Below are 24,488 nucleotides of genomic sequence, written 5' to 3'. Positions count from 1 at the left end.
GCGAAAATTTCATGGAAGCAGTCCGGGCAGGTTATCGATTGAGTGGATTCAAGGACGCGGTGGTGTTTTTGTCGCCAGCGCAGTATCGAGTTCAGCGAGCGCGCCGACGAACTTTCGCTGTTTAAGTTCGGCACGCAACGGCATTTGCAGCTTGTTGACTTTACCTTGCTCACCGATCTGTGCGGCCACGCGGATTTCCGCGATGCGCACGGGCAGACGATCGAGATAACCGGTGGTTTTTGCGGCGTAGTCCAAGCTCGCAGCGAGTGCGGTTTTGGCGTGGTCAAGTTGTCCCAAATCGCAGAAGGCCCGTACCCGGATCGCCTCAGCGTTGGCCAGATCGCGCGTGCTTTCACTCTTGATCAATATCGGTTCGGCGCGTGCTATTCGTTCGATCGCCGCTTGCGGCTGATGTGTATCCAGCTCCAGTTCGGCGATCCCCAGATCGATTCGTGCGATGCGATCGGACTCCTGGCCTTGCTCGGCCTGCGCGCGCGCCGCATCGAGTGCAACCCGTGCCGCCGCCGGATTTTTGCGCGCGCGTTCGCCCTGCGCCACGCTGATCAAGACCACGCTGATCAAGACCACGCTTTTGTACGAGGTGCTCGGTACCGATTCACTAACGATCTGCGCGTGTTGCGCGACCTTGCGTGCTTCGTCATTCTGGCCCGTATCGTCAAGCAGTTCCGCCAGATAACTCAGCGATGCGACTAGTTGTTCGTTCTGTTGCGCGTGCTCGTTCAACGCTGCCGCTTGTCGGTATGCGGCGAGCGCGGTGTCGGTATGGCCGGTATCGAGTTCGACCCACGCGAGATAGACCAGCGCGCGACTCTCGCCGACACCGTCGCCAAGCGCACGTGCCGATTGCAGCACTTCATCGACATACGGCCGTGCGGCGGCAGCATCGCCACGCGCGACCGCAATGGCCATCAGATTATCCAGCGCGACGTTTTCGTTCCAGCGCGCGGCAACCGCGCGAAAGCCGTCGACGGCACGATGGTAACGCTGCTCGGCATCGACCAGATCGCCACCGCGCATTGCCCAGTTGCCGAGCAGCAATTGCACTTTTGCGCTCCACTCGGTATCGCCGAGCGGCGCGAACTCGCGTTCGGCCTGGGTCAGGTCGGCCAGTGCAGCATCGTTGTCGCGCAGGCCGGTGAGCGCCATGCCGCGCAGCGCGCGCGCGCGCGCATGCAGGTGCGGCAGGTGGATCATCGTGGCGCGTTCGATCAGTCTTGCGGCGACGTCGCGGGCGCGCGCATCGTCGGTAAGGCGCTGCGCCAGCGTATATTCGCCTTGCAATATCGGCACGTCATCGGCCATGCCGGGTGGTTCGCGCAGAGTTCGCAAGGTCTGCTCGGCATCGTCCTTGCGGCCAGCGTAAACCTGCGCCGTCATGAGCCGTAATGCATACTCGGGTTGATCGGGGAAAAACCGCGACAGCGCCTGATACGAGTCGATCGCCTGCGACCACGCGCCACCGGCCGAATAGCTGATCGCCTCCAGCGACAAGCGCAATTCGCGCGTGGCGGTCACAGCATGTGCGAGCCCGGCTTGCGCGGTGGTCGCGGCCTGCTGATTCAGACCGGCATCGGCCTCTGCCGTGGCGCGCATCAACCAGCCCGGCACGAAATCCGGATAACGCTCGGTCAGCGCACGCAGTTTTTCGCGCGATTGATCGCTCATGCCCTGACGTTGCAAATCGATCGCCTCGGCGTAGAGCTGCGCCGAGGCGCTATCGGCCGGCATGCTGGCGGCACGAACCCGCGCGATCGATTCGCTCATCGGTGTCACGCCGAGCGCGCTGCGGACGCGACCGCCGCTGCTGTCAATCAGGCGATCCAGCTGTTGCAGATCGCCGCTCGATTCGATCTCCTTGAGCAACGCGCCGCTGTGCGAATCGAGCAGACGTACCTGCAGCTTCACGGCGTTGGCTGAAGTATCGTCTGAGCTGTGCGTGAGTATGGGCAGCAGCACAATATCGTCGTTGATCGATGCCCAATCGGTGAACCGCGCCGCTGTAGGTTCGACCGCTTGCGCCTGCGCCGTCAGATCGGGGTAACGCAACATCAACGCGTTCGGATAGGCCACGCGCAGCTGTTCCGAAATCGCCAGATCCTGCGCCAGCAATTGCGCCACCGCGCTGTGCAACCATTGCGGCATATCCGCGTCGAGCTGCGCCTGCATGATCGCAATCGCGCGACGATGAGTGGTTATCGGCAGTGTTGCGTCGCTGCGTTTCGCCGTTTGCGGAATGGTTTCGCGCGCAGGCCAAACCTGCCATGCGATCAGCGCGAGAACGACTGTCGCGACAGCCGCAATTATCCAAGGCGAGGCGTTGGCTCGGTGCAATCCATAGGGTACTGGCGGCGCTTGATTTTCTGTCGAGACATCCCGCGATGCCGCGTTGTCGATCGTGGTTTCGACCAGCTCGACCGGCGCGATGCGTTCTACTGGCGCGACGAATCGGTAGCCTAGTTTCGGTACGGTCTTGATGTAGTCGCCGTTGTCGTCGCTGAGGATGTGCCGCAACTGCCAGATGTATTTGCTCAGGCTGGTTTCCGAAACCACGGTGTTCGGCCACAGCGCGGCATAGAACTGTTCGCGCGTCACCAGATCGCCGGCATGCGCAATCAGCAACTGCAGCGCATCAAATTGTTTTGGCCGCACGTCCACCACCAAGCCATCGCGTTCCAGCCGTCGCTGCCGCACATCGAGCATGAACGGGCCGAAGCACAACAGTGTGGCGTCGACAGCAGGAATCGATAGGTGAAGATTGGCGTTCATGGCACACGCAAAAATCGGATGACTCGCATTCTAAGCCCAACCTGTCTGCGAATGCGTCGATGGCGCTGTTGACGACGCACTCGCGCCGATGACAAAGCGAGATCACGCGCGAATGCACACGGTGGGCTGAATCCAGACAGCCGCTGCCAGTCGATTTGCCTGCGAGAAAAAAAGAAGAAAAAAAATGGAAGAAAATTCCATGGCCGTGAACCACGCATGCTGCCACTTTTAGCAGGGGGTTACAGCATCTTCATGATTGAACCGGGGATCGTGTCAGCCGACTTGATCCAGACGAACGGTTTTGGCTCGCGATTTGTAGACAGCAGGGGAGTGCTCGCCTCCGTGACTTTCAACTGAGATACCGCCATGTCGCCCGAAATCGTTCACGCTCTTCGTCGTCCACTCTTGCTCAGTTGCATCGCATTGGCGTTGTCGGGCGGGGCTTCCGCCGCACCTGTTCTTCCGTACACGGAAGGTGTGCGGGTGGGGGGACGACTGGAAGGTGCTGCTGCATCGAAGACGTTCGCGGAGCCCGATTCGAGGCGCCGTGATCCCATTCACGTCGAGTCGGTCTTCAACTGCGCGGACAGCGGCATTGGCAGCCTTCGCGATGCTGTCGCCGCGGCCGCCGACGGCGATACGATCGATCTGACGCATCTTGCGTGTTCGACCATTTCGCTGACGACGGGTGAAATCACGATTCCGCAGAACACATTGAGCCTGGTGGGCCCGGGCTCTTCGTTGTCGATCGTACGGAACATATCGTCGAACTTCAGCAGGATCTTGACCCACACAGGCACCGGGGTGTTGACGGTCGCCGGATTGGGTATTGGCTACGGGGTTGCAACGTACGAGGGTGGCTGCATCCGAAGTGCGGGAAGCTTAACACTCAGCAACGCTTTGGTAAGTGGCTGCAGGACGCAGAGCACTGCGGTGCAGGGCCACAACAGCTACGGCGGCGGGGTTTTCGTAGCCGGTAACCTGACGATGTCGAGTAGCACCCTGGTGTCAAACAGTTGTTCCGCGGATTTCACCACGCGCGCGTTCGGCGGCGGAGCGTTTGTCCGCAGCTCGGCCCATATTCTCGAGTCGACGATCAACGACAATTCTGTCGGTTACTTTGTTGGCCGCGGCAATGTCGGTGGCATCGACATCGTGGGTACGGCAGCGTCGGTCATCGTCAACAGCACGATTTCTGGCAATTACGCGACGGACAAGATAGGTGGCTTATATGCGTACGAGCAATTGACTCTTACCGGCGCCACGATCGCCTTCAACAAATCACTGTATGGCCAGACGTTACCGGCCGGCGTGGAGGCTTACAACGGGCTAGCGATGGACAGCACGATCATCGCCAACAATACCTGGTCCGGCAATGAGTTCGATCTCAGCGCGTTCACAGTCACTGGCGCGAATAATCTCGTCGTGGGTTCGAACGACTCGCCGCCAGGAACCCTGACGGCGGATCCGAATTTGCAACCGCTCGCGGACAATGGGGGGCCAACGAAAACGCACGCGCTGTTGATGACCAGTGTCGCGGTCGATGCGGGAAACAATGCGGCCGGTACAAGCACGGACCAGCGCGGTCCAGGGTTCGCGCGCGTTCGTGGGCCAAAGGTCGATATTGGCGCTTTCGAGTTGCAGGTCAACGATCGGATCTTCGCCAGCGGTTTCGAGTAGCGCGATCGCGTTTTTTCCTCCCAGACGCGGGCAGCGATCGATATCGCGCGGAATGAATCTGCGCATCCATTCGCATGATCATCTTTCGCAGCGACGGTGTGATGCTGTGGTCATGCTGAACAATGGCGCTGGCATCATCAAAGCGCACGCTTTACCCTGCGCAGCAATAGCAGCGCAGGGCCGATCAGACATGAACACTTCCGGGAACAGCGCGAGCCAGTCGTACTTTGCCGATTACGCGTGGCTTGCGCCGGGCTGGGCTGCGAATACGCGGATCGAGGTGGGTACGACGGGTCAGAATAGCGGCCTGTTCGTTGGTATCGAAAAAGATCGCACAGCGGATCAGGCGGAACATCTCGGTCGGTATGTCTTGCCCGGCATGCCGAACCTGCATTCGCATGCGTTCCAGCGCGCGATGGCTGGCCTGGCCGAACGGCAGACGAATGCCGAGGACAGTTTCTGGACTTGGCGCGAAACCATGTACGCGTTTGCCGGGAGAGTCGATCCCGATTCGCTGCAAGCCATCGCCGCGCAGGTGTATGTGGAAATGCTCAAGGCGGGTTACACGCATGTCTGCGAATTTCATTATCTGCATCACCAGCCGGATGGCACGCCGTACGCCGATCCTGCGGCGATGTCGCTGGCGCTGATCGAGGCGGCGAAAGAGGCCGGCATCGGTCTGAGCCTGTTGCCAACCCTGTACATGACCGGCGGTTTTGACGGCCGCGTACTGCATGAGCGACAAAGTCGCTTTTTCCACAATGTGGAAAAGTATATGTTGTTGTTGCAGAAACTGCGTTCGGTGGAGTCATCGCATTTGCGCATCGGCATCGCCCTGCACAGTTTGCGTGCAGTGCCTACAGAGGCGCTGCGCCAGATCGTGGAAAGCGAGTTCGCGCATGATTGTCCGATCCATATCCACGTCGCCGAACAGATCGGTGAAGTGCAGGATTGCCTCGCGTATCGCAATGCGCGTCCGGTCGAATGGTTGCTCGCGAATGCGCCGCTCGATGCGCGCTGGTGCCTGGTGCACGCCACGCACATGACCGAGGATGAAACGCTGCGGCTCGCTGCTTCCGGCGCCATCGCTGGTTTGTGTCCGACCACCGAAGCGAATCTCGGCGATGGATTGTTTCCGTTGAAGACCTATCTCGATGCCGGCGGCACGCTCGGTATCGGTTCCGACAGTCATATCTCAATCTCGCCGATCGAGGAATTACGCTGGCTCGAATACGGCCAGCGGCTGCAAAGTCGGCATCGCAATATCGCCGTCTCCGAACTCAGCGAAAGCGTGGGAGAAACCTTGTGGGGCAATACGCTGTTTGGTGGCGCATTGGCCGCCGGAGTCGCGATCGGTGAACTCGATGCGGGCGACCCGGCGCAAATCGGATCGGGCATGCGCGCCGATCTGCTGGTGCTCGACGATGATTCGCCGCTGCTCGCGGCGCGTGATCGCGACACGATACTCGACAGCATGATTTTCGCCGGCAACCAGAATCCGGTGCGACACGTGATGGCAGCGGGCCGCTGGGTGGTACGCGATTTCCGCCATCACGATGAAGATCGCATCGCACGAAGGTATCGCGAAACCGTGCAACGACTGGCGCGCGCTGAGTAAGATGAATTGGGCCGGTCTTCGCGCGAAGATTGTTGTAATAAATAGTAATCCAGCCAGAGCCTTGTACTACCTTGACTACCGGTTGTTGTCCGGATGTTGCTCTCAGCGCGATGCCTGATACTGACTGCCAGGGCCTATGCGATTAGACGATGCGCCAGGTCTTCCGCACTCATCTCACTCGAAACCGTTGTGGAAAATATGGTCGAAGTCCATTTCTACTGCGCCGATGTCGCAGCGCACGCCACTGGGTCGGGCCACGCCGCGTTGATCTGTGCCCGAACACGTAGCGCTGTTGACGCGCACTTCGTCGAGCGCCGGGCTGCCCGCTTGCAAGGCCTGCGTCTGGGTAGGGCCGCCATTATCGGCCAGCACCGCGAGTAGCGGATCGAGGTTGCGGTCGTTGAGGACTAGCGAATCGCCGAAACAACCCCCGATGTTGTCGCCCATCGAGGCCAACGTGCCCGGTCCAGAGCAGCCGGTGGTGACAATCGTGCGGCTGACGGTGATCGTATCGAAGTTGTAGAAGGCGTCGCCATTGTCGCCGGGGGCTGCAGCGTTGTTCGTGAACGTGCTGGCAATCAGGGTTGCTGGTCCATTGTTGAACAAAGCGCCGCCGGGGCCGGAGCTGACGTTCCCGACGAAGGTGCTATTGGTCACTGCCAGCGTGCCGAAGTTAAAAATCGCGCCACCGCGGGGGTGATTACCCGCGGCGACGTTGCCGGAAAAGGTGCTGTTGTTGATTGTCGCCGAGCCAAAATTGGCGAGGCCGCCGCCGTCATCCGAGGCACGGTTGGCGCCGCTGAACGTGCTGCCATTCACCGTGAGCGTGGCGCCGTCGCCGTTGTAAATTGCGCCACCTTTGGTATCGGTCTTATTGCCGCTGAGCCTGCTCGTGTTCAAGGTCAACACACCGACGTTGATGATGCCGCCACCCGGATCATTGTGGGTGTAGCTGTCGGTAATAACCATGTCGCTGGCCGTCAGCGTGCCTTGGTTGACGATGCCGCCCCTACCGAGCGTCAGCAGAAGGCCGCTGATGCTCGCCGTGGAACCGGAATTCACCCACACCAATGGGAACTGAACGGTGCCGTCCAAGACCAGATTTTGCGCGCCAGGCCCGATGATGCTCAGGTCTTTGTTCACGGTCAGTTGAGAGTCCAGATGGATCGTGGCCGGATAGTTGAAATTGAAATGGATCGTATCGCCTGCCGTCGCATCGAGCATGGCTTGGCGCAGCGAGCCCGTGCCTAAATCATTGGCATTGGTGACCGTAATGGTAGCGGCGAAAGTCGGAGCGCTCGCGGCGCCGATCGACAAAATTCCTGCTAACAGACCACGTCGAAAAACAAGCTTGCAAAACAGCGTCATAGTCGTTCCTCGATAAATGGGGGGCGCATCTTCGGCAGTAGCGGGATGCACCAGCCGTATTCATTCAAACGACGGAACGCGCCGGTAACTGCCATCGGATCTCGTTGCAGCGTGATCCGGAATAGTTACGGGATACTATTTTGCGTGCGATCCGCGTCTTCGATAGAGCGAATCTTGACGTCGCGCACGTAAGCCCAGTCGCAGTCGCTATTGTTCGCCGGGCCAGGGGCAACGTCCAGAAACAGGACGCCGTTCGGATCGGCATTCACGGGGCCCAGTTCGAAGCGGCGCGCGGGACGCAGCGTGGCATCGGCGAACGGGTTGTAGAGATATGTGAGCGTCTCGCCCGAGCCACCGGAGACCTTGACTTCCACGCCGTCGCCAGCTTCGCAGCCGGCACTCGTGAACGCATTGAGGACGATGCCGATCTCGCCGGAGACGATGTAGGTGCCTGCGCCAGGTTTGAAGCTCAGCCGCGAAGGGCTGGGCGTGAACAGTACGCGATGCTCTTGTTCCAGCATGGTGTGGATATTGGCGGTCCAGGCTTGCGGCCAGTGTGAGAATCCGGGAAAGAGCGCATCAAGCATCGTTGGCGGTGGCTCGACCCTTGGGCGTCGCGGCAACTGCGTCACGCTCCATTGGATATCGCTTGCGAATAGGGTGCCTAGCGCGTCACTCTGCGGCAGCATGCGAAAACGGCGAACGACAGGTAGTTCGGCGCCGATGAACAGGCGCGCATAGTCGTCGAGCGACTGCACCAGCGGCGAAACCAGGAAACCGCCCGGTGCCGCGCCGCGACCTAGCCGGAAGCGCTGGGTCGTGCCGTCGGCCATTTCCAGCTCGATAAACTGCTCCGGTTCGCGCAGCAGGTTTGCCATCGTTTTGCCAGCAATGGAGAGCTCGGAGCGCACCGCGAGGACGGCCACGGTTTCAGACGCGGGCGACAATTCAATCCATTGCCCCCACGTGGCGTGCTGCCAGCCGGCTTCCGTTGGTGGCTGCGGCGGCGCGGACTCGGCGTCCTTCTCCAACAGCAGATAGGATTGCTCCACGAGTACCGGATGATAGTTCCTGTAGAGCGTCGTGAAAGCGAGCGCGTTTTCGCTGGTGGGCAGGTTGCCATCGATGGGCGAATACGCCAAAAGAACGAAATCCGTCCGATCGGGGCCACTGTATGCGCCGGCGTTGAGCTGCTGCAGGCGCGGCGTGTAAGCGCTGTAGCCTTGAAATACCGGCGCTGGCCGGTAAGCGAAGCCGTTGGTGATAACGACGCCCTGCTGCGTGCCCATGAGGTCGATGCTGCGGGCGCCGACGATGGCGCGCGTCTTGGGCAGATTGAGCCGAATGCGTTCCTGGGCCAGCGCCGCTTCGAGTGCAGGCCGATACGTGAGCGGATGCACGAGCAGGCCAATGTTGCTTGCCAGGAAGTCCACGCTCGCTATCGCCAGCTCGCCGCGCTTTTGATCCACGCCGGCATTGAAGGTCAGGTCGGCAAGGGGCGCGACCGCCAGGGCCAGGCTCAAGCTCGCTGCGCGAAGCCACGGTGGTGCCGCAGGCGCCATCCCCGCCAACAGCGGCAGCGTGAGCCAGGCTGTCAGGGCGAAGATGGCGACGTGCGTGTCGGCGCGGGTGAAGCCGGCTCGCCACGCAATGAAGATCGCAAAGCCGCAAAGCGCGATGCATGCAAGTCGAGCGAAGTCGCAGCGGGAGCGCCATGCCGTCCACAACCCGATGCCGCTGACGCAGCCCATCACAGCCAGCCCGTAGAGATCGAATCGGAGCGGCGGAAAACTGCCCATCGCAGCGGTGTAGCCGCGGGAGATTTCGAGCACCGTGGCGATGAAGGGGAGCAGGTCGCTGAAGCGCTGGCCGCTCAACATCCACAGCGTAAGCGAGCAGACCGGAACTAATAGCAGCCAAGCGACCGCGTGGCGATGCATTCGCGCACGAAGCAGCACGACGATTCCGGCGAGCCACCAGATCAAGATGAGCAGCAAGGTGCTCATCTTGATCAGCAAGATGGTGGACGCGTAAAGAGCCGCGACGACGAGCAGCAGCCATAGCGCGCGCCGGCGTCCAGCGGCGGCGTGCGCATGCATACCCACGATCGCGAACACCGGCATGGCCAGCCATACCGGATCAGCAGTTAGCAGCGGGGCGGTAAAGATGACGGCGGCCGCAAGTACGACGCGTTCGGGCCAGCGTTGCACGAACCAACCATTGGCGAACAGGAACGCAGCCGCGCCGGCAAGCACGATTTGCATCGTGACGAACGCATCGTAGTGGGCAGAGTCGCAGGCGTTCAGCGGGAAAAGGTAGCCGAGCGGGCCGTAGGTAAACGCGATATCACTGCCCCAGTGCAAGCCGTGGGTGCTCGCCCAGTTGAGTACCATTCTCCACGAAGGATCGAGCTCGTCACCCGCCACCGGGCCACCGAAGCGCACGGTAGCGACGAGGAACAGCAAACCGGCGAGCGTCATCGCGATCAGCTCAATGGCTGTGATGGCGCGAATGGGCGTTGACCGCTGCGGATTGTCGACGCTCAAACCGGTGGCCTCATGGATGCGTCACCACGACCTGTCGAGCACCGAAGAACCACGGCGTGACGTCGCTTGGTTGCCCACAAATTTCGGCGCGCGGCTGCATGCTGGCATCGAGAAGTACGAACACTCACTCCATGGCCTTGTTGCAGCGCAGAGAAACCGTAGTCGCAACGAGCGTCGTGGCGACAAGGAGATTCGGCAACTCCATCAGCGGGATTGGCACGTGAGGATCGTGTGGGAATACAGGTCATCATGTTTGCTACCCGAGTGTACTGGAAGTGATCCATAGGGCCAGCAGCGCGCGTTTTTATTCTGAGCGTGTGGCAGTTTTCTGCATTCCCCGATGCAGGGCTGGAACAAAACCCGGTTTCCGGCAGCGTCATCGAAATCCGATGGCAGTCTCGTGCCCGTTTTGTCGTTTAAAATGTTGAGGGCTGATGTCGCCCGCTGCCCAACCTTGAGTACCCCCATGAAAGCACCGTTGTCCTCCACTTCACCAGCCGTCTCGATCCAGACCGCTCGGTTATCGTTGTTGCCAGCCTCTGCGGCTGCGACCACCCATGCCGGGCCGGGCTCGCCGATCTGCGTGGCCACACTCCAGCCTGTCTCCCGTCTACTCACCGGAATGCTGCTGCTGTGCTGTGCCGCCAGTGCCAGCGCCGAGCTCGATAAGTCGCCCTCGCAGCTGGATTTCCGAGAACACGCGCTCGGCACCACCAGTAATCCGATGGCTACGACCTTGACGAATACCGGCAACCAGTCCGTGACGGTTATCGCAGCCAGCCCCGCGACTGGGGTCTATGCGCGCGCCGGCGGAAGCTGCGGCACGGTGCCCTTTACCGTCGCCGCGCTAGCGAGTTGCACGATCGAACACACGTTTACGCCAAACGCCCTCAATGTCTTCTACCAGACGATCACACTTACGCTGACGGGTGGTGATCAAGTTGCTTTCGGGCTGCGTGGCGAGGGCGCTCAAGGGCAACTGGTCGTTGAGCCATTCGGTGGTCTGGCCTGGTTTTCGACATCCATCGGCACGATCGGCCAGGAAAAGTCAGCGTACCTGACCAACGTCGGACCGGTTCCGATACAGATCACGGAGATCCGGACATCCAGTGTGCCAGCCATCAGTGCCTTCGTGCGCACGGGGGCCGGCTGTCCACCGCCCCCATTCCAGCTCGTCGGCCAGTGCAGCATGACGTACGCGTTCGTACCCGCCCAAGTCGGTAACTCAACGATGACCTTGGATTTCCAAGTCGGCGGCCAAGGGAGCCGTTCCCTGGATCTCAGTGGCGACGGCTCGCCGGAAATCCCCTTGTTCAAAGATGGATTCGACGTGAGTTTGCCTGCCCTGATCGAGTGAGCCTAAGCCCTTCGCGGCACGAGTACCCATTGCTTGTGGCCGTTCGTCCGTTAGCGGCATACCCGCCAGAAAGGTCGCTGGATAGCTGGATCATCGGTAGTCACGCGGATCGGCGACCATCGCGACCACGTGAAGGGTAATCTCGTTGCGTTCGGTCAGGTCGCGCCTCAACAGCCTGCTAGTGGTTAGCCACACGCAACATCGAAGTCGTTGTTCTGGCATTGCCATCATTAGGTTGCGCCGTGATGCCAAGCACGCGCATCAACATCGGATACACATCCACATTATCGAACTCCGGCACAACTAGCCCGTGCTTGAACGCCGATCCGTGCGCGATGAACAAGGCGCGCATGCTCGGCAGATCATTGTCGTAGCCGTGCTCGCCGAGCGAGAAGTGGTGTTTCGGATCGTCGATCACATCCTGCGTGCCGATCAGCCAGCCTTCGTTGGCCAGGCATAAAATTTCGGGAATACGCGGATTGGTGCCGTAGTGCAGACGTATTGGCACATTGGTTTTTTTCCAGCACTGCATATGTGCCTGCGGTTTTAGCAGCGCGTTTTCTACTTCTTTTTCATGCCCGGGTTTTGGCGCAAGGCCGGCGAGAATGCCGGCGCTCTCGACGGTGATGTTGTCCACGTTGACGAGGTCATTCAGCACGACCACACGATCGCGGCCGGCCGAGGTCATGCCGTGATCCGAGACGATCACCAGATTGGCGCGCTGATCGAGTCCACGCTGTTTCAGGCCTTGCACAAGACGTTGCAGGGCGGTGTCGACCAGCGCGATGGCGGCATTCACCTCGGCCGAATCGGGGCCGAAATCATGCCCGCCGTGATCGACCTGATCGAAGTACAAAGTCAGGAAAACCGGGCGTTGATCCGCCGGCAGATCGAGCCATTGCAGCACCTGATCGACGCGCTCATCGGGCGTGATTTTGCCATCGAAAGCACGCCAATAACTCGGCCGCGTATTTTTTATCGCGACATCGCTACCGGGCCAGAACATGGTCGCCGCGTGCTGGCCGTTTTTTTCCACGCTCACCCAAATTGGCTCGCCGCCCCACCAGTTCGGATCGGCAGTTGTGGCGGGTTCCTTGTAGACAAAACGTGCACCGCTGACCGGATTAATCATGCGATTGTTGACGATGCCGTGGTGATCGGGATTCAGCCCGGTGACCAGCGTGTAGTGATTCGGAAACGTCAGCGACGGAAACGCCGGTCGCAACGCTTCGGCGCGCACGCCATCAGCCGCGAGTGCGGTGAGCGTCGGGCTCAGGCCGCGCTGCAGATAATCGGCGCGATAACCATCGATCGAAATCAGGATCAGCGGCGTGTAGGCATTTTTGTCTGCATTACGCGTGAGTTGCGGCGCGCAGCCGAGCACGCTGAGCAGCAAGACGGCGGCGAAAAAACGCAGGATAATTTTCATCGGGATCTTCATCGGATTGGCCAACAACTGTTGCCGATTAGTATGACGATATTGCGAAACTTCGCGAGTGCCGCGGTGGCGCCATTGCGGCCGCAGAGTTTCTCGGCGATGGCGCTTTCGACAAGCGCTAGCGTGCAGCGGATAATCGCGCCATTGTCCACATGCTGCGGAACCGACCGATGAATGCTCCCACCAGAATCGATACCACGCGCACCATCCGCGCGCCACGCGGCACCGAGCTCAGCTGCAAGAGCTGGCTCACCGAGGCGGCGTTCCGCATGTTGCAGAACAACCTCGATCCCGACGTCGCGGAAAATCCCGCCGAGCTTGTTGTCTACGGCGGCATCGGCCGCGCCGCGCGCAACTGGGAATGCTTCGATGCCATCCTGCGTTGCCTGCGTGAACTCGGTGATGATGAAACCTTACTCGTGCAATCGGGCAAGCCGGTCGGTGTGTTTCCGTCGCACGCCGATGCGCCGCGCGTGCTCATCGCCAACTCCAATCTCGTGCCGCATTGGGCAACGTGGGAGCACTTCAACGAACTCGATAAAAAGGGTTTGATGATGTACGGCCAGATGACGGCCGGCTCGTGGATCTACATCGGCTCGCAAGGCATTGTGCAGGGCACCTACGAAACATTTGTCGAGATGGGCCGGGAGCATTACGGCGGCTCGCTCAAAGGGCGTTGGATACTCACCGCGGGCCTCGGCGGCATGGGCGGCGCGCAGCCGCTGGCGGCGAGTCTGGCCGGTGCGAGTTCGCTGAATATCGAATGCCAGCAGAGCCGCATCGACATGCGTCTGCGCACGCGTTATGTCGATGAGCAGGCGAGTGATCTCGACGACGCGCTCGCGCGTATCGCCAAATATACGAAGTCGGGCGAGGCAAAATCGATCGCGCTGCTCGGCAACGCCGCGGAGATTCTGCCCGAACTCGTGAAGCGCGGCGTGCGCCCGGATGGGGTGACCGATCAAACCTCGGCTCATGATCCGGTCAACGGTTATCTGCCGATCGGCTGGTCGATGCAGCGCTGGGAAACCGAGCGCAAATCCAATCCCGATGCCGTGCGCGACGCGGCCAAACACTCGATGTGCGTGCACGTCGATGCGATGCTCGCGTTCCACAAAATGGGCGTGCCGACTTTCGACTACGGCAACAACATCCGCCAGATGGCGAAGGATGTCGGCTGCGCCCACGCGTTCGATTTCCCGGGCTTCGTGCCGGCGTATGTGCGGCCGCTGTTCTGTCGCGGCATTGGGCCGTTCCGCTGGGTCGCGCTGTCGGGCGATCCCGAAGATATCTACAAGACCGATGCGAAAGTGAAAGAGCTGATCCCCGACGACAAACATCTGCACAACTGGCTCGACATGGCGCGCGAACGCATCAGTTTTCAGGGCCTGCCCGCGCGCATCTGCTGGGTCGGACTCGGCCAGCGCCACAAACTCGCGCTCGCGTTCAACGAGATGGTGCGCAACGGCGAATTGAAAGCGCCGATCGTGATCGGTCGCGATCATCTGGATTCGGGTTCCGTGGCGTCACCGAACCGCGAAACCGAAGCGATGAAAGACGGCAGCGATGCCGTATCCGACTGGCCACTGCTCAACGCGATGCTCAACGTCGCCGGCGGCGCGACGTGGGTAAGCCTGCATCACGGCGGCGGCGTCGGCATGGGTTATTCGCAGCATTCGGGCGTGGTGATTGTTGCGGATGGTTCGGCGGAAGCCGACAAGCGCCTCACGCGGGTGTTGTGGAACGATCCCGGCACCGGCGTGATGCGGCATGCGGACGCGGGATATGAGGTGGCGATTGAATGCGCCAAGCAGATGGGGTTGAAATTGCCGATGGTTTGAATATGCTGAGCACGAGCTTCGTTCGGGCGCTGGAGATATAGATTAATGGCTTCTATTAAAGGCACTTCAATTATTAAGATTTTTAGAGGCGCGGTGGCTTATATTGGAGCAGGCGCTTTCGGCGGTATCGTAGTATGGGTTGGTCAAGGTAGGTCACTTCAAATATCGCCAATGTCAGTGAGTTACCCGGACTTAATCGCAGTCCTGCTGACTGCGGTCGCGCTTATAGTTGCTATATTTGGTGTGGTGATGGCTATACTTGCAATATTTGGCTATAGGCATTTCAAGGGCGTTGTTGAGAGAGCATCGAAGACGAGTGCTGAAGAAGTGGTAACTAAGACTGCCAAGGAATTGGTCGTGGAAGAGATTAATAGCGAAAAAGTTAAACAGCTGATAATTTCTGAAGTGGGAAGAATAATCGAGAGCGAGAAAAGTGGTACCGTTTCGGCGTGGCTAAAAGAACGGGAGAGGCAACAAAATGCTCTGAACGAAATTGACCATGACAACGGAGGCTCTAGATGAGTGGCAGAAGCAAGGAGTGGGCGAAGCTACCCCCTGATATTCAAACGCTGATCGAATCGCAGCAAAAACTCGCTCCTATTAAACTTTCCGAGATTGCCCGGTTGTTGGGTATTGAAGTTCGGTCAGCAACGCTTCCTATGGGTATATCTGGGGAGATTAGACCTTCGGTCGGGAATGGTAAATTCACCATAAAAGTAAATCGGCATGACGACCCTAAGCGCCAGCGCTTTACGGTAGCTCATGAGCTGGCTCATTTTCTTTTACACCGCGAGTTCATAGGTAACGGACTTAGCGATGACGTTCTCTATCGATCATCGCTCTCCGATGCCAAGGAAGCTCAGGCGAACCGTCTCGCCGCAGACATCATCATGCCTATGCATCTTATACAAGTCATACAGACGCGGGCTCATTTAGCGGGTGTGGAGGATATAGTTCTAACTTTGGCAGAAGCATTGAATGTTTCTACTATAGCGATGCAAATTAGAATTGACCGCGCGTAAGGAGAATGCTGGTGGCGCTAAAGGAAATGAGTCAGATCGGGTATGTGCCGATTTTGGATTTGCGCCCTGCGGAGATGGTTGCGCTTGAGGAGCTCCCCGAGAAGGATAAAGGGTTAATGTGCCCGTTATTTAAGCTTCGGCCATGGCTTGGCTCAATAGAACTTGATAATTCTGTGGCGAAAATAAAGGAAGTGTATGGCTCACGGCCTTGTTTTTTAATGTTGTGCGATGAGCGTGTTGGCGAGACTCGTAGAAAAGTGCATGATGACTTAGATAGATTGCGGAGTTCTACTAACGGTTTTTCTGCTTGGTGTGACTTTATTGAAGCGCAAGGAAATAAGCAATTTATTCCTTCTTTGCAACTTTCTGATCCGAATCAATTCGATTTGCAAGCCGAACGCCTAGTCGCGCTGTCGCGTGGATTGGTGGTTGTGATCGAGCTAGATTTGCTCCCATTCCTAAGTACGATCGTATCGCGCGCGTCTCGGCTTACCAATCAGGGCACCGACGTATTATTTTTGCTAGACTTTGGTCGTCAGGAAGCACGATTTTTGCAAGAGAAAAACTTAATTATCGATAGCATCAAAATAATTTCGGAGATCGCCCCAAATGCTGCGATAAGTTTTTCTGCATCAAGTTTTCCAGATTTATTCACAACGATTGTTAGCCGACATATTTTTGAACGTCAATTGTTCAATCAAATCCGCGCCGAAATTTATGGACGGCTTATTTACAGTGACCGAGGCAGTGCCAGAGCTGAGCGACAAGCTGGTGGGGGTGGTATTCCGGCTGCTCGGATAGATTATGCCACCGGCGATGACTGGTTTTTTTTCAGAGATAGCGCCAGCACACCTGATCGTGGCAGAGCATATAGCGAGCAAGCACAACATCTAATTCGTTCTCCCTATTGGGATGGACGCTTGCATTTGTGGGGGACGCAAATGATCGAACGTACGGCTTATGGCGATCCTCTAGCGATTACTTCGCCAAATAGGTCGACTGCGGTTCGCATAAATATTCATTTGCATCAGCAATTATTTTATGGCGATAGTTCTGGGTTGACAGACACAGAAGAGCCGTGGATTGATTAATTTTGAATGCTAGTATCTAGCCATTTCTTTGCTATCTCGCGCTGCCGCTGGTGGCGTTCTGTGGCTATCTTTTCAGCTATAAAACGGCGCTCACTAAACCTGCTAAGCAGTTTTAAATCTAAACCATCGATCTTTTCCTGCCCAATTTTTCTCCAGAAGTCTTGGCTCGTTTTCGCAAAACGCTCTCGGAATGCAGATGTAAAGATATCCTTTTCGCTCGCTAGATATATGTTCGGTGCATCTAGATTAATTCTAGATCGTTCACGCTTTGTCATTAATGAAATTAGACTTTTACGTTGTGTCGGTGACGTGCTTTCAAGTGGAGCGTGAATAGCTATGAGTGAACCACTGGCATCTATGCGCCAAATTTCCGTTTCTCGCAAACCTTTGGACTGAACTTTTTGCCAATGCTTTTCGGCTATTACCAAAATTACTTTTTCAAAGATACTTTGGTATGCAAGCAATTGGTTGGATAGTCTGCGCAGACTATCTAATTCGCTTTTAATTTCAATGCCAATGAACTCTTTTCCCAGTATTGCCAAATCAGCTCTTAAGCTTGAGGTTGATATTGCATATTCTGTCGCCAAAATTGTACTAGGGGTTATCAGCCCTTGTTTCCGTAACTGGGCAAGTACGAGCGCTTTGAGGTCTGGCTCTTTAAGTGTATTCGTCATGAAGAGACGCTCAATTTTGTTTGTTCAGGGTATCAATACTGCGGCCGAAAAGTTAAGCCATGCTCGAGCGCCACGCACATGCGACTTGGTGGATGCCCGTAGCTGAATGTGCGAGAAGGTCAGTTGCTTGTATCGACTCCGGTAAATTTATACCACGCCAAATCGGGACAGAGTAGGCGCCAACCAAGACTTAGTGCGGCTGATGTTGGGTTAGGGTTGTCTAGGGGGATTCTTCGTTGCAGAGGTTGGCTAAGGCGGCCAGGCGTACTTGATCTTCCGTGCCGAGCAGAATCATGTCGGACAGTGCCGCTTCGATCGCGTCGCGTATGCGTCGCGGGCGTTCGCTGCACCTGCCGCGCTACTTCGCTGCTTTTGCGCAAAGCTGGCTGAATCTGCAAACCATTTACGACTTGCGCATGGCCGAGGTCGCCGTCGGTAAGCGGATTGCGCACGAGGTATTGGCGATGGAGCGTGTCGCCAGATAACGGATGCTGGTGTGGAACGTGGGGGGGTGAGAAGAATGCGTCGTTAATGGCGTGTTATGGCGAAATACTAGCATAACACGCCGTATATAGCGCATTGTTTATAAGTATATAACACGCCATATTCGGCGCTTTATATTGCTTTTGAGCAATTAATACGCCATATTGGGCGCGTATGAAGATCGAATCCCAGCTAACCGATGAGGTGTTGCTCAAGTTGACGGGCGAGCGTCTGGCCCGATTGCGCTTGAGCAAGAACCTTACGCAGGAGCAACTCGCGCAGCAGGCGGGTCTGGGCTTGCGGACCGTGCAACGGCTCGAACTGGGAGTGGCTGCGACCCGGCTTTCGGGTTTTCTGCGCGTGTGCCGGGTGCTGGGTCTGGCAGAGCGGTTTGCGGCACTAGTTCCCGAGCAGACGGCCAGTCCGATGGAGCTACTGAAGCAGCAAGGCCGCAAGCGGCAGCGTGCCAGTGGCAAACCGGCGGCGACGAGAAAGCCGAAGGCGTGGACGTGGGGCGAGCCCGAATGATCGCGAAGGTGCAGCGGTGGGGCCGCACGATCGGCGCGGTTTCGCTCGATGCAGGCCGCGACGTGGCAGCGTTTCAATACGACGCTGAGTTTGCACGCTGCCGACGGTTGCGATAGAGGAGCAGTTCCGGCGGATGGTTTTCAACATCGTGGCGCGGAACCAGGACGATCACGTCAAGAACATTGCTTTCCTGATGAACCAGCGAGGTGAGTGGACGCTCGCGCCGGCGTTCGATGTGACCTATAGCTATAACCCGTCCGGCGCGTGGACAGCGACGCACCAGATGACGTTGAACGGGAAACGGGACGGCTTCACGATGGCGGACGTTGCAGCCTGCGCGAAAGCGGCGGTGATCAAGCGCGGGCGAGCGGCGATCATCATCAATGAAGTGCCGGCGGCGGTGCGGCGCTGGCCGGAGTTTGCCGCCGCCGCGCGGCTGGTCGACGAATGGCGCAGCAAGATTCAACACACCCACCGGCTGACTTTTCCTCAAGCATAAGCCTCAACGAATCTACGATCGAAAGTGAATGAGGCCAATCGGCTTTTTAAGCTAATGATGCGATTCGGTCTCGTCATCATCCGTGTGGCTCCCGCCGATGCCCATGCCGCCCATGCCGCCACCCGATCCGCCGCCGCCTTTTCCGCCACCACCACCTTCGCCCTTGCCGCCGTTTGCGCCTTTGCCTTTCGACGCGGCGATACGTGTCGGCCCTTGCATCGGAATCGACAAACTCGGCGAAATAGGTTCTAGGTCCAGCACCTGGCGAATGAAATCGCGCAACGATGTCACGAGTTCAGCGGTGTGAGTGGGGCGTCCCGCAGCCAGCTCGGTGGCGGCTTTTGCGGCCAGGCGTACTTGTTCTTCCGTGCCGAGCAGAATGATGTCGGAAAGCGCCGCCTCGACCGCGTCGCGTATACGTCGGGGGCGTTCGCTGCTCGATAATAATGCGGTGGCGGCTGCGGTTAACGTGGAGGATTCCGCCGCGCTGCGATTCGGCGCGTCGGCGAGCGTTTGTTCATGGCGCTGGCGCAGCTCGCGCATGTGGCTGGGGTCGACGGCGAGATTGCCGGTGAACGAGCCGCCGAGTGTTTTGTACGCGGCAATGAGCGTGCGCAGGCGTTCGTTGATCTGGCGGTTCTCGCGTTCGCGTCGCTGCTGGATCACCTGCATTGCCAACAGGCGTATGCCAACGCCGATCAGCGTGATCACGGATAGTCCGAGCAGGGTCGAAAGCAGCGTTGACCACGAACTGAAATCCAGGTTGTGCATGTAAAATCTCCCGAAGCGTGGCGGTAGTTTAAGGCCGGAAGTAATACGTGCCTCAAATTGCTTGGATTGGCGTTTCGCGCAGCCTTGTTTTGAAGCGGGTTTCCCGGCGCGAGTTCCGTGGCTGATGTTTCGTCGCGTGTGATTGAAGCTTTTGCGCCATAGTTCCGAATAGATTTTTGAAGTTGTGCGATGCTGCGCCCCGCAACCTTGGCTTACTGCGCGCGCGAGCAGGGCTTGAAATGGGCGATGCGAGGCTTAACGTCTGCACTGCAATCCGACTGAGAATTGGCATGATCAAACCCGAAAAACCTGCGTCCGAACAAAGTCGGCTAGAAGTGCTCAAGCGTTACGAAATTCTCGATACGTTGCCGGAGCGCGCGTACGACGATCTGCTGACGATAGCCGCGGGCATCTGCGGCACGCCGATGGGATCGGTTAGTTTTGTCGATGCGGATCGGCAGTTTTTCAAATCACGACGTGGCCTGCCAGTGTCGGAAACGCCGCGCGATGTAGCGTTTTGTGCTCACGCAATCATGACGCCGAACCAGATGCTGATCGTGCCGGATGCGCGCGATGATTTGCGTTTCCACGACAATCCGTTAGTGACCGGCGAACCACGCATTCTGTTTTATGCGGGCGCGCCGTTGATCAGTTCGGAAGGCGAGGCGACCGGCACTTTGTGCGTGATGGACAACCAGCCACGCAAGCTCGATGCGTTCCAGCAGGAAGCGATGATGGTGCTGTCGCGCCAAGTAACTGCGTTGCTCGAGTTGCGCGTGTCATACAAAAAGTTGCGGCATCACTTGTCCGAACGCGAGTGGTACGAAGAGCAACTCAAGTCGTATCAGGATTCGCTGGAAGAACAAAATGCCGATCTGATCGAGCAGACGCGCCTCGATCCGCTCACAGGATTATCGAATCGACGCGCGTTGAATCTGGCGCTTGATGCAGCGATACAGCTCGCGGCAACACAGGGCAGTTCGCTGGCGATGGCGATCATCGACATTGATCATTTCAAGACGATCAACGATCTGCACGGTCATCCGGTGGGCGATGAAACGCTGGTCTCGGTCGCACGCGTGATCCACGCGCAACGCGGCCAGCACGGATTTACCGCGCGCTGCGGCGGCGAGGAGTTTGCGTTGTTGATGTCGCACACCGACGCAAAAAACGCCGAGCTGCAGTGCGACTACATCCGCGAGGCGGTGCAGAATCTGGCGCAGGGTTTACCGGTGACGGTAAGCATCGGCGTGACGTTGTTCAAAGCCGGCGACACCGCGGCGAGCCTGTATGCGCGCGCCGATGAAGCGATGTACGCGGCCAAGAGTGGTGGGCGCAATCGCGTTGTGCTCAGCTGAATCTGGCGCAGAAAATCGTGCTTACGGATTGAGCTGCCATAGGCTCAGGTTCAACATGCTCGCAAAACTGACCCACGCCAGATAAGGCAGCAACAGCCACGCCGCGATACGATCTACGCGCGCGAACGCGAGCACGGTGGTCAGCAGCACGATGATCAGCAGAGCGATATCGATCAGCGCAAGATCGGGCCGGTGCAGACCAAAAAATAGCCACGACCACAATCCGTTCAACAAGAGCTGCAACAGCCACAGCGCGATTTCAAACGAGAGATGTTGCTGCTTGCGCTGCACGCGCCATACCGCGATCGCCATGAGGATGTAGAGCAGCGTCCAGACTGGCGCGAACACCCAGTTCGGCGGATTGAACTCGGGTTTTTGCAGCGCGGCGTACCACGCATCCGGCATGAACATTGAAGCGACGCCGGCGACCAGAAAGCTCAGCAGCAACCAGAGAGCGAGGCTTTTCCATTGACGTGGCATGGGTACGATTTCCTATGGGCGATACGCGCCGATGGGCCAAGCATCGGCTACGGCGAATACATGCGGCGTGAAGAATAGTGCATATTGCGATTAAAACGCGGCCGATCAGCCGGCTTGCGCGGCAATAATCCGCTTCTCGGCGGCGCTCAGTTTTTTGATTGCGCATTCGGCCCTGGCGGCGCTGGATCGGTCGGCGTGGGCGAAGCTCGCGAGCAATCGCAGTGGCGGGTGCGAGCGGGTGTAGCGCGCACCTTTGCCGCTGCTGTGCTTGGCGTAACGCGCTGCGACATCGGTGCTGATGCCGGTATAAATGCTGCCGTCGCGGCACTCGATCAGGTAGACGAACCAGGCCATCGCTTCACGGCTGCAGGCTGATTGCGATGCGTCGCCAGTTGGCGCGCTCGTCGCGGCAATCGGTTTCGCCCATCGCGAATTCGCGGCAGACGAACGGCCGCCGTTCGTACATCGAGCAGCACATGTTGTCGCGGTCGAGCGCGACGCACCAGCCATCATCGAGCTTGCCGAGGATTTCCATGCCGTGCTCATCGATGTCGATGTAATGCTCGGGCACATCATCACCCGGCAGCAGCAGCACCTTGAGCTGGCAGCAGATCGCCGGGCAGTTGCTGCACAGCACGGGCTCGGTGGATTCGGTGGCGGCCAGGGATGAAATCATTGTGCGTATTCTCCCATGCGCCGCTCGTTGATGCGTAAATGCATGCCGTTGGTCCATTCTTGCGAAAGCAACTGAGCGGCTTCCGCCTGCCATCCCGGATAGAATAGTTTGCATGAGTGAAATGCGCTTCCATTGGTCGATCTCGGCGCTGCCGATCGATCCCGATTTCGTGCCGAGCGACGCGCGGCTGGACGGCGCACTTGCGCTTCTTGCCAGGATGTCGCTGTGCACGAGTCTGGTTCCGCGCGCAGAGCCGATCGCTGAACGGCACGCCCGCCCGCGCTTCTACGGCAGCGAGGGATTCTCGTATCACGCCGTATGTCCCGTCTGCGGACGAAAGGTCGAGCGAGCGCATGACGAGAAAGGCACTGCGGGGCGGCGCTGGTTTGCCCAGGTGGACGAAATGGCGGCGCGCGGCGTCGACGGCGGCACGCCGATCACGATGCCAGGCTGCGACCACGAGGTGGCGCTGGCCAGCGTCGCGTTCGACCACGTGACCGGCGCGGCGCGTTGTGCGCTGGTGGTGGAGCTGCCCGTCTGGATCGGAAAATGGTTCAGCGACGACACGCCGGACGTCGAGGCCGCTTTGCCCGCGCTTTCCGAGGCGTTCGGTGCGCCGGTTCGCTTGGTGCGCAAGCTTCACATACTGGATCCGCGCGACCGTCGGGCGATCGCACGGTTCGTGTCGGACGATCTGGCCGGGCGGCTGGACGCGTTGCGCGAGCTGGATCGCGAACGCGACGACGAAGAGCAGGACTGGGATCCTATGAAACTCTACTACGAGGACAACGAGTACGCGCTGCTCGCCGTCCTGCGTGACGATCCACGTTGCGAGGTACGCAGCCGCGCTTTGTCGATGTTGGTTGCCGGAAAGTGTTGGAGCGAAGCGGTGCGTGATGCGATTGCCGCAGACCTTCGACTCGGCGGCCAGGCCGCCCGGGTGGCCTTGCACCAAAGTCTGCACATGCCGCGCGAACTGTTCCGGCCGCTGCTGCCCATCGTGCGGACGCTCGCGAAGGATCCATCGCGCTTCATTCGGTCGAACTGCGCTTGGGCCCTGCGCTTCCAAACGGCGCAAGACCTGGAGGACCGCGAAGTAGTGCGCGCGCTGGCGCTCGATTTCGGGCCAGGTGGATCGCACGCTGAAGCGATCGTGGCGATGGAGAACTGGATCAAGGCTTCTGGTGCGCCTATCGATGAGGTCGATCTGCACGTGCTGCGCGAGGTGGCGGTGCGATGTCCACAAACTAGGGCGGGCTGTCTCGCGGCCAAGCTTATCGCCTAGCTCGCCGGGCGCTCGATGAGCAGGCCCGCGTCATTCACGCCCACTCCAGTGGGTCTCCAACAGAGGCGTGGCATCGATCGGCTACGCACATCGGTATCGAGAGTTTCAATTCCCGACGCAACGGCGTGCTAACTTTCGTGGCGCTAAGATAGGTTCATCGCCACGCCTTGATTTGAGAATCGCATGCCATTACGCCCCACCATTTTTTCGCGCTCGACCGCGTTGCATTTTTTGCTTTCAAGCACGCTGCTGCTCAGCGCGTGTTCGACGATCAAGCAGGTTTTGCACGAGGAACCGACCTCGACCACAACCATGGCGCCCGCGCCTGAACAGGGGCGCTACGAGGCGTTGATCGGCCGGAGCGCAGATGCGATTACCGAACTGCGCGCCGCACCCGCGCCGGAAAATCCCGAGATGCGTGACGGAAAAAATCCGACCTCCGACGAACAGCTACTCGGCGGGCAGGGTTACTTGCGCATCGGCAACGGATTTTATCCGTCGACCACGCCGGAAATGCGCGGCATCGCCTTGCATCAAGGCCAGCGCGTTGGCGCCGACAAAATACTGCTGTACGTTTCCAGCGGCGGTGCGGCTGCGGATGCTGGCAGCAACACCGCGAGCACATTGACCGCTGCGTATTACGTACATTTCAAGCCGCCGTTTGGCGCGAGTTTTCGCGATCTCAATGCGACCGAGCAGCAGGCGCTCGGCGTCAGCGGCGGCGTGAATCTCGGCGCGATCATCGGCGGCACACCCGCGGCGTCCGCGAATCTGCTGGCGGGTGACGCGGTGCTGACAGTCGATGGCAAACCGATCGCTAACAAGGCCGCATTCCAGGATCTGTTGCGCGCGAATGCCGGCAAGCGCGTCACGCTCGGCATCAGTCGCGATGGTGTTTTGATCACGCGCATCGTTCGTATCGGCTTGCTGCCGCCGACCACGCACAATCACTAGGTGCGCCAAGCGGGCAGGGCGATCACCCGTGT

22 protein-coding genes are annotated in these 24,488 nt (G+C 58.8%); 13 read left to right on the top strand and 9 right to left on the bottom strand.

Going from position 1 to position 24,488, the window contains the following annotated elements:
• Window positions 1-48: 48 nt before the first annotated feature.
• Window positions 49-2,787, bottom strand: a complete 2,739-nt coding sequence (locus ELE36_RS12060; RefSeq protein ID WP_129833621.1) for a winged helix-turn-helix domain-containing protein — start codon at window positions 2,785-2,787, stop codon at window positions 49-51.
• Between the two features lie 366 nt (window positions 2,788-3,153).
• On the opposite strand from ELE36_RS12060, the gene ELE36_RS12055 reads away from it, so the two are divergent.
• The gene (locus tag ELE36_RS12055; protein ID WP_129833619.1) at window positions 3,154-4,467 is read left to right on the top strand and encodes a choice-of-anchor Q domain-containing protein; all 1,314 of its coding nucleotides are present in this window, start codon (window positions 3,154-3,156) and stop codon (window positions 4,465-4,467) included.
• 190 nt (window positions 4,468-4,657) lie between these two features.
• The gene (locus tag ELE36_RS12050) at window positions 4,658-6,085 is read left to right on the top strand and encodes a formimidoylglutamate deiminase (protein WP_129833617.1); all 1,428 of its coding nucleotides are present in this window, start codon (window positions 4,658-4,660) and stop codon (window positions 6,083-6,085) included.
• A gap of 174 nt (window positions 6,086-6,259) precedes the next feature.
• Here the strand turns inward: ELE36_RS12050 and ELE36_RS12045 are convergent, their stop codons facing one another.
• Complete coding sequence (locus ELE36_RS12045; protein ID WP_129833615.1) at window positions 6,260-7,453, bottom strand: choice-of-anchor Q domain-containing protein; 1,194 nt, start codon at window positions 7,451-7,453, stop codon at window positions 6,260-6,262.
• A gap of 125 nt (window positions 7,454-7,578) precedes the next feature.
• Complete coding sequence (locus tag ELE36_RS12040; protein ID WP_129833613.1) at window positions 7,579-9,999, bottom strand: hypothetical protein; 2,421 nt, start codon at window positions 9,997-9,999, stop codon at window positions 7,579-7,581.
• Between the two features lie 466 nt (window positions 10,000-10,465).
• Here ELE36_RS12040 and ELE36_RS12035 point away from each other — a divergent pair, with 466 nt between their 5' ends.
• Entirely contained in the window at window positions 10,466-11,356 is an 891-nt protein-coding gene (locus ELE36_RS12035; RefSeq protein WP_165371585.1) for a choice-of-anchor D domain-containing protein, read from the top strand.
• Between the two features lie 178 nt (window positions 11,357-11,534).
• On the opposite strand, the gene ELE36_RS12030 is transcribed toward ELE36_RS12035, so the two are convergent.
• On the bottom strand, window positions 11,535-12,785 hold the full coding sequence (locus tag ELE36_RS12030; RefSeq protein WP_129833609.1) for an alkaline phosphatase family protein: 1,251 nt from the start codon (window positions 12,783-12,785) through the stop codon (window positions 11,535-11,537).
• Between the two features lie 179 nt (window positions 12,786-12,964).
• Here ELE36_RS12030 and hutU point away from each other — a divergent pair, with 179 nt between their 5' ends.
• Genes hutU through ELE36_RS12010 form a run of 4 tightly spaced genes read left to right on the top strand, consistent with a single transcriptional unit; the run spans window position 12,965 to window position 16,748 of the window.
• Window positions 12,965-14,635: a urocanate hydratase gene (hutU, locus tag ELE36_RS12025; protein ID WP_129833607.1), complete on the top strand. Its 1,671-nt coding sequence runs from the start codon at window positions 12,965-12,967 to the stop codon at window positions 14,633-14,635.
• 45 nt (window positions 14,636-14,680) lie between these two features.
• Complete coding sequence (locus ELE36_RS12020) at window positions 14,681-15,157, top strand: hypothetical protein (protein ID WP_129833605.1); 477 nt, start codon at window positions 14,681-14,683, stop codon at window positions 15,155-15,157.
• Window positions 15,154-15,657 (top strand): ImmA/IrrE family metallo-endopeptidase, encoded by a 504-nt coding sequence (locus tag ELE36_RS12015; protein WP_129833603.1) that lies wholly within the window; start codon window positions 15,154-15,156, stop codon window positions 15,655-15,657. The genes ELE36_RS12020 and ELE36_RS12015 overlap by 4 nt, the downstream gene beginning before the upstream one ends.
• A gap of 11 nt (window positions 15,658-15,668) precedes the next feature.
• On the top strand, window positions 15,669-16,748 hold the full coding sequence (locus ELE36_RS12010) for a beta family protein (RefSeq protein ID WP_165371584.1): 1,080 nt from the start codon (window positions 15,669-15,671) through the stop codon (window positions 16,746-16,748).
• Here ELE36_RS12010 and ELE36_RS12005 read toward each other — a convergent pair.
• Window positions 16,745-17,422, bottom strand: a complete 678-nt coding sequence (locus tag ELE36_RS12005; protein ID WP_129833599.1) for a sce7726 family protein — start codon at window positions 17,420-17,422, stop codon at window positions 16,745-16,747. The two genes, ELE36_RS12010 and ELE36_RS12005, sit on opposite strands and share 4 nt — an antisense overlap.
• A gap of 293 nt (window positions 17,423-17,715) precedes the next feature.
• Here ELE36_RS12005 and ELE36_RS20375 point away from each other — a divergent pair, with 293 nt between their 5' ends.
• The 3 genes from ELE36_RS20375 (at window position 17,716) to ELE36_RS11995 (ending at window position 18,932) form a co-directional block, all read left to right on the top strand.
• Window positions 17,716-17,907 (top strand): helix-turn-helix domain-containing protein, encoded by a 192-nt coding sequence (locus ELE36_RS20375; RefSeq protein WP_165371396.1) that lies wholly within the window; start codon window positions 17,716-17,718, stop codon window positions 17,905-17,907.
• Between the two features lie 172 nt (window positions 17,908-18,079).
• Window positions 18,080-18,433, top strand: coding sequence for a helix-turn-helix domain-containing protein (locus ELE36_RS12000; RefSeq protein WP_129833597.1), 354 nt, complete (start codon window positions 18,080-18,082; stop codon window positions 18,431-18,433).
• Between the two features lie 97 nt (window positions 18,434-18,530).
• Entirely contained in the window at window positions 18,531-18,932 is a 402-nt protein-coding gene (locus ELE36_RS11995) for a HipA domain-containing protein (RefSeq protein ID WP_340642636.1), read from the top strand.
• 51 nt (window positions 18,933-18,983) lie between these two features.
• Here the strand turns inward: ELE36_RS11995 and ELE36_RS11990 are convergent, their stop codons facing one another.
• Complete coding sequence (locus tag ELE36_RS11990; protein WP_129833593.1) at window positions 18,984-19,703, bottom strand: hypothetical protein; 720 nt, start codon at window positions 19,701-19,703, stop codon at window positions 18,984-18,986.
• 290 nt (window positions 19,704-19,993) lie between these two features.
• On the opposite strand from ELE36_RS11990, the gene ELE36_RS11985 reads away from it, so the two are divergent.
• Window positions 19,994-21,061: a sensor domain-containing diguanylate cyclase gene (locus ELE36_RS11985; protein ID WP_129833591.1), complete on the top strand. Its 1,068-nt coding sequence runs from the start codon at window positions 19,994-19,996 to the stop codon at window positions 21,059-21,061.
• A gap of 21 nt (window positions 21,062-21,082) precedes the next feature.
• Here ELE36_RS11985 and ELE36_RS11980 read toward each other — a convergent pair whose 3' ends face one another.
• The 3 genes from ELE36_RS11980 to ELE36_RS11970 form a co-directional block, all read right to left on the bottom strand.
• Window positions 21,083-21,541 carry a TspO/MBR family protein gene (locus ELE36_RS11980; protein ID WP_129833589.1) on the bottom strand — a complete coding sequence of 153 codons (459 nt, stop codon included), beginning with the start codon at window positions 21,539-21,541 and terminating at the stop codon, window positions 21,083-21,085.
• 105 nt (window positions 21,542-21,646) lie between these two features.
• The gene (locus ELE36_RS11975; RefSeq protein ID WP_129833587.1) at window positions 21,647-21,895 is read right to left on the bottom strand and encodes a GIY-YIG nuclease family protein; all 249 of its coding nucleotides are present in this window, start codon (window positions 21,893-21,895) and stop codon (window positions 21,647-21,649) included.
• Window positions 21,896-21,899: 4 nt separating this feature from the next.
• The gene (locus ELE36_RS11970; RefSeq protein ID WP_242512255.1) at window positions 21,900-22,331 is read right to left on the bottom strand and encodes a YkgJ family cysteine cluster protein; all 432 of its coding nucleotides are present in this window, start codon (window positions 22,329-22,331) and stop codon (window positions 21,900-21,902) included.
• Here ELE36_RS11970 and ELE36_RS11965 point away from each other — a divergent pair.
• Entirely contained in the window at window positions 22,330-23,502 is a 1,173-nt protein-coding gene (locus ELE36_RS11965; RefSeq protein WP_129833585.1) for a hypothetical protein, read from the top strand. The two genes, ELE36_RS11970 and ELE36_RS11965, sit on opposite strands and share 2 nt — an antisense overlap.
• Before the next feature lie 183 nt (window positions 23,503-23,685).
• Window positions 23,686-24,456 (top strand): PDZ domain-containing protein, encoded by a 771-nt coding sequence (locus ELE36_RS11960; RefSeq protein WP_129833583.1) that lies wholly within the window; start codon window positions 23,686-23,688, stop codon window positions 24,454-24,456.
• The last annotated feature ends 32 nt before the right edge of the window (window positions 24,457-24,488 follow it).

The organism is Pseudolysobacter antarcticus, from assembly GCF_004168365.1.
Taxonomy (GTDB): domain Bacteria; phylum Pseudomonadota; class Gammaproteobacteria; order Xanthomonadales; family Rhodanobacteraceae; genus Pseudolysobacter; species Pseudolysobacter antarcticus.
This window is presented reverse-complemented; position numbering and strand designations above follow the sequence as displayed.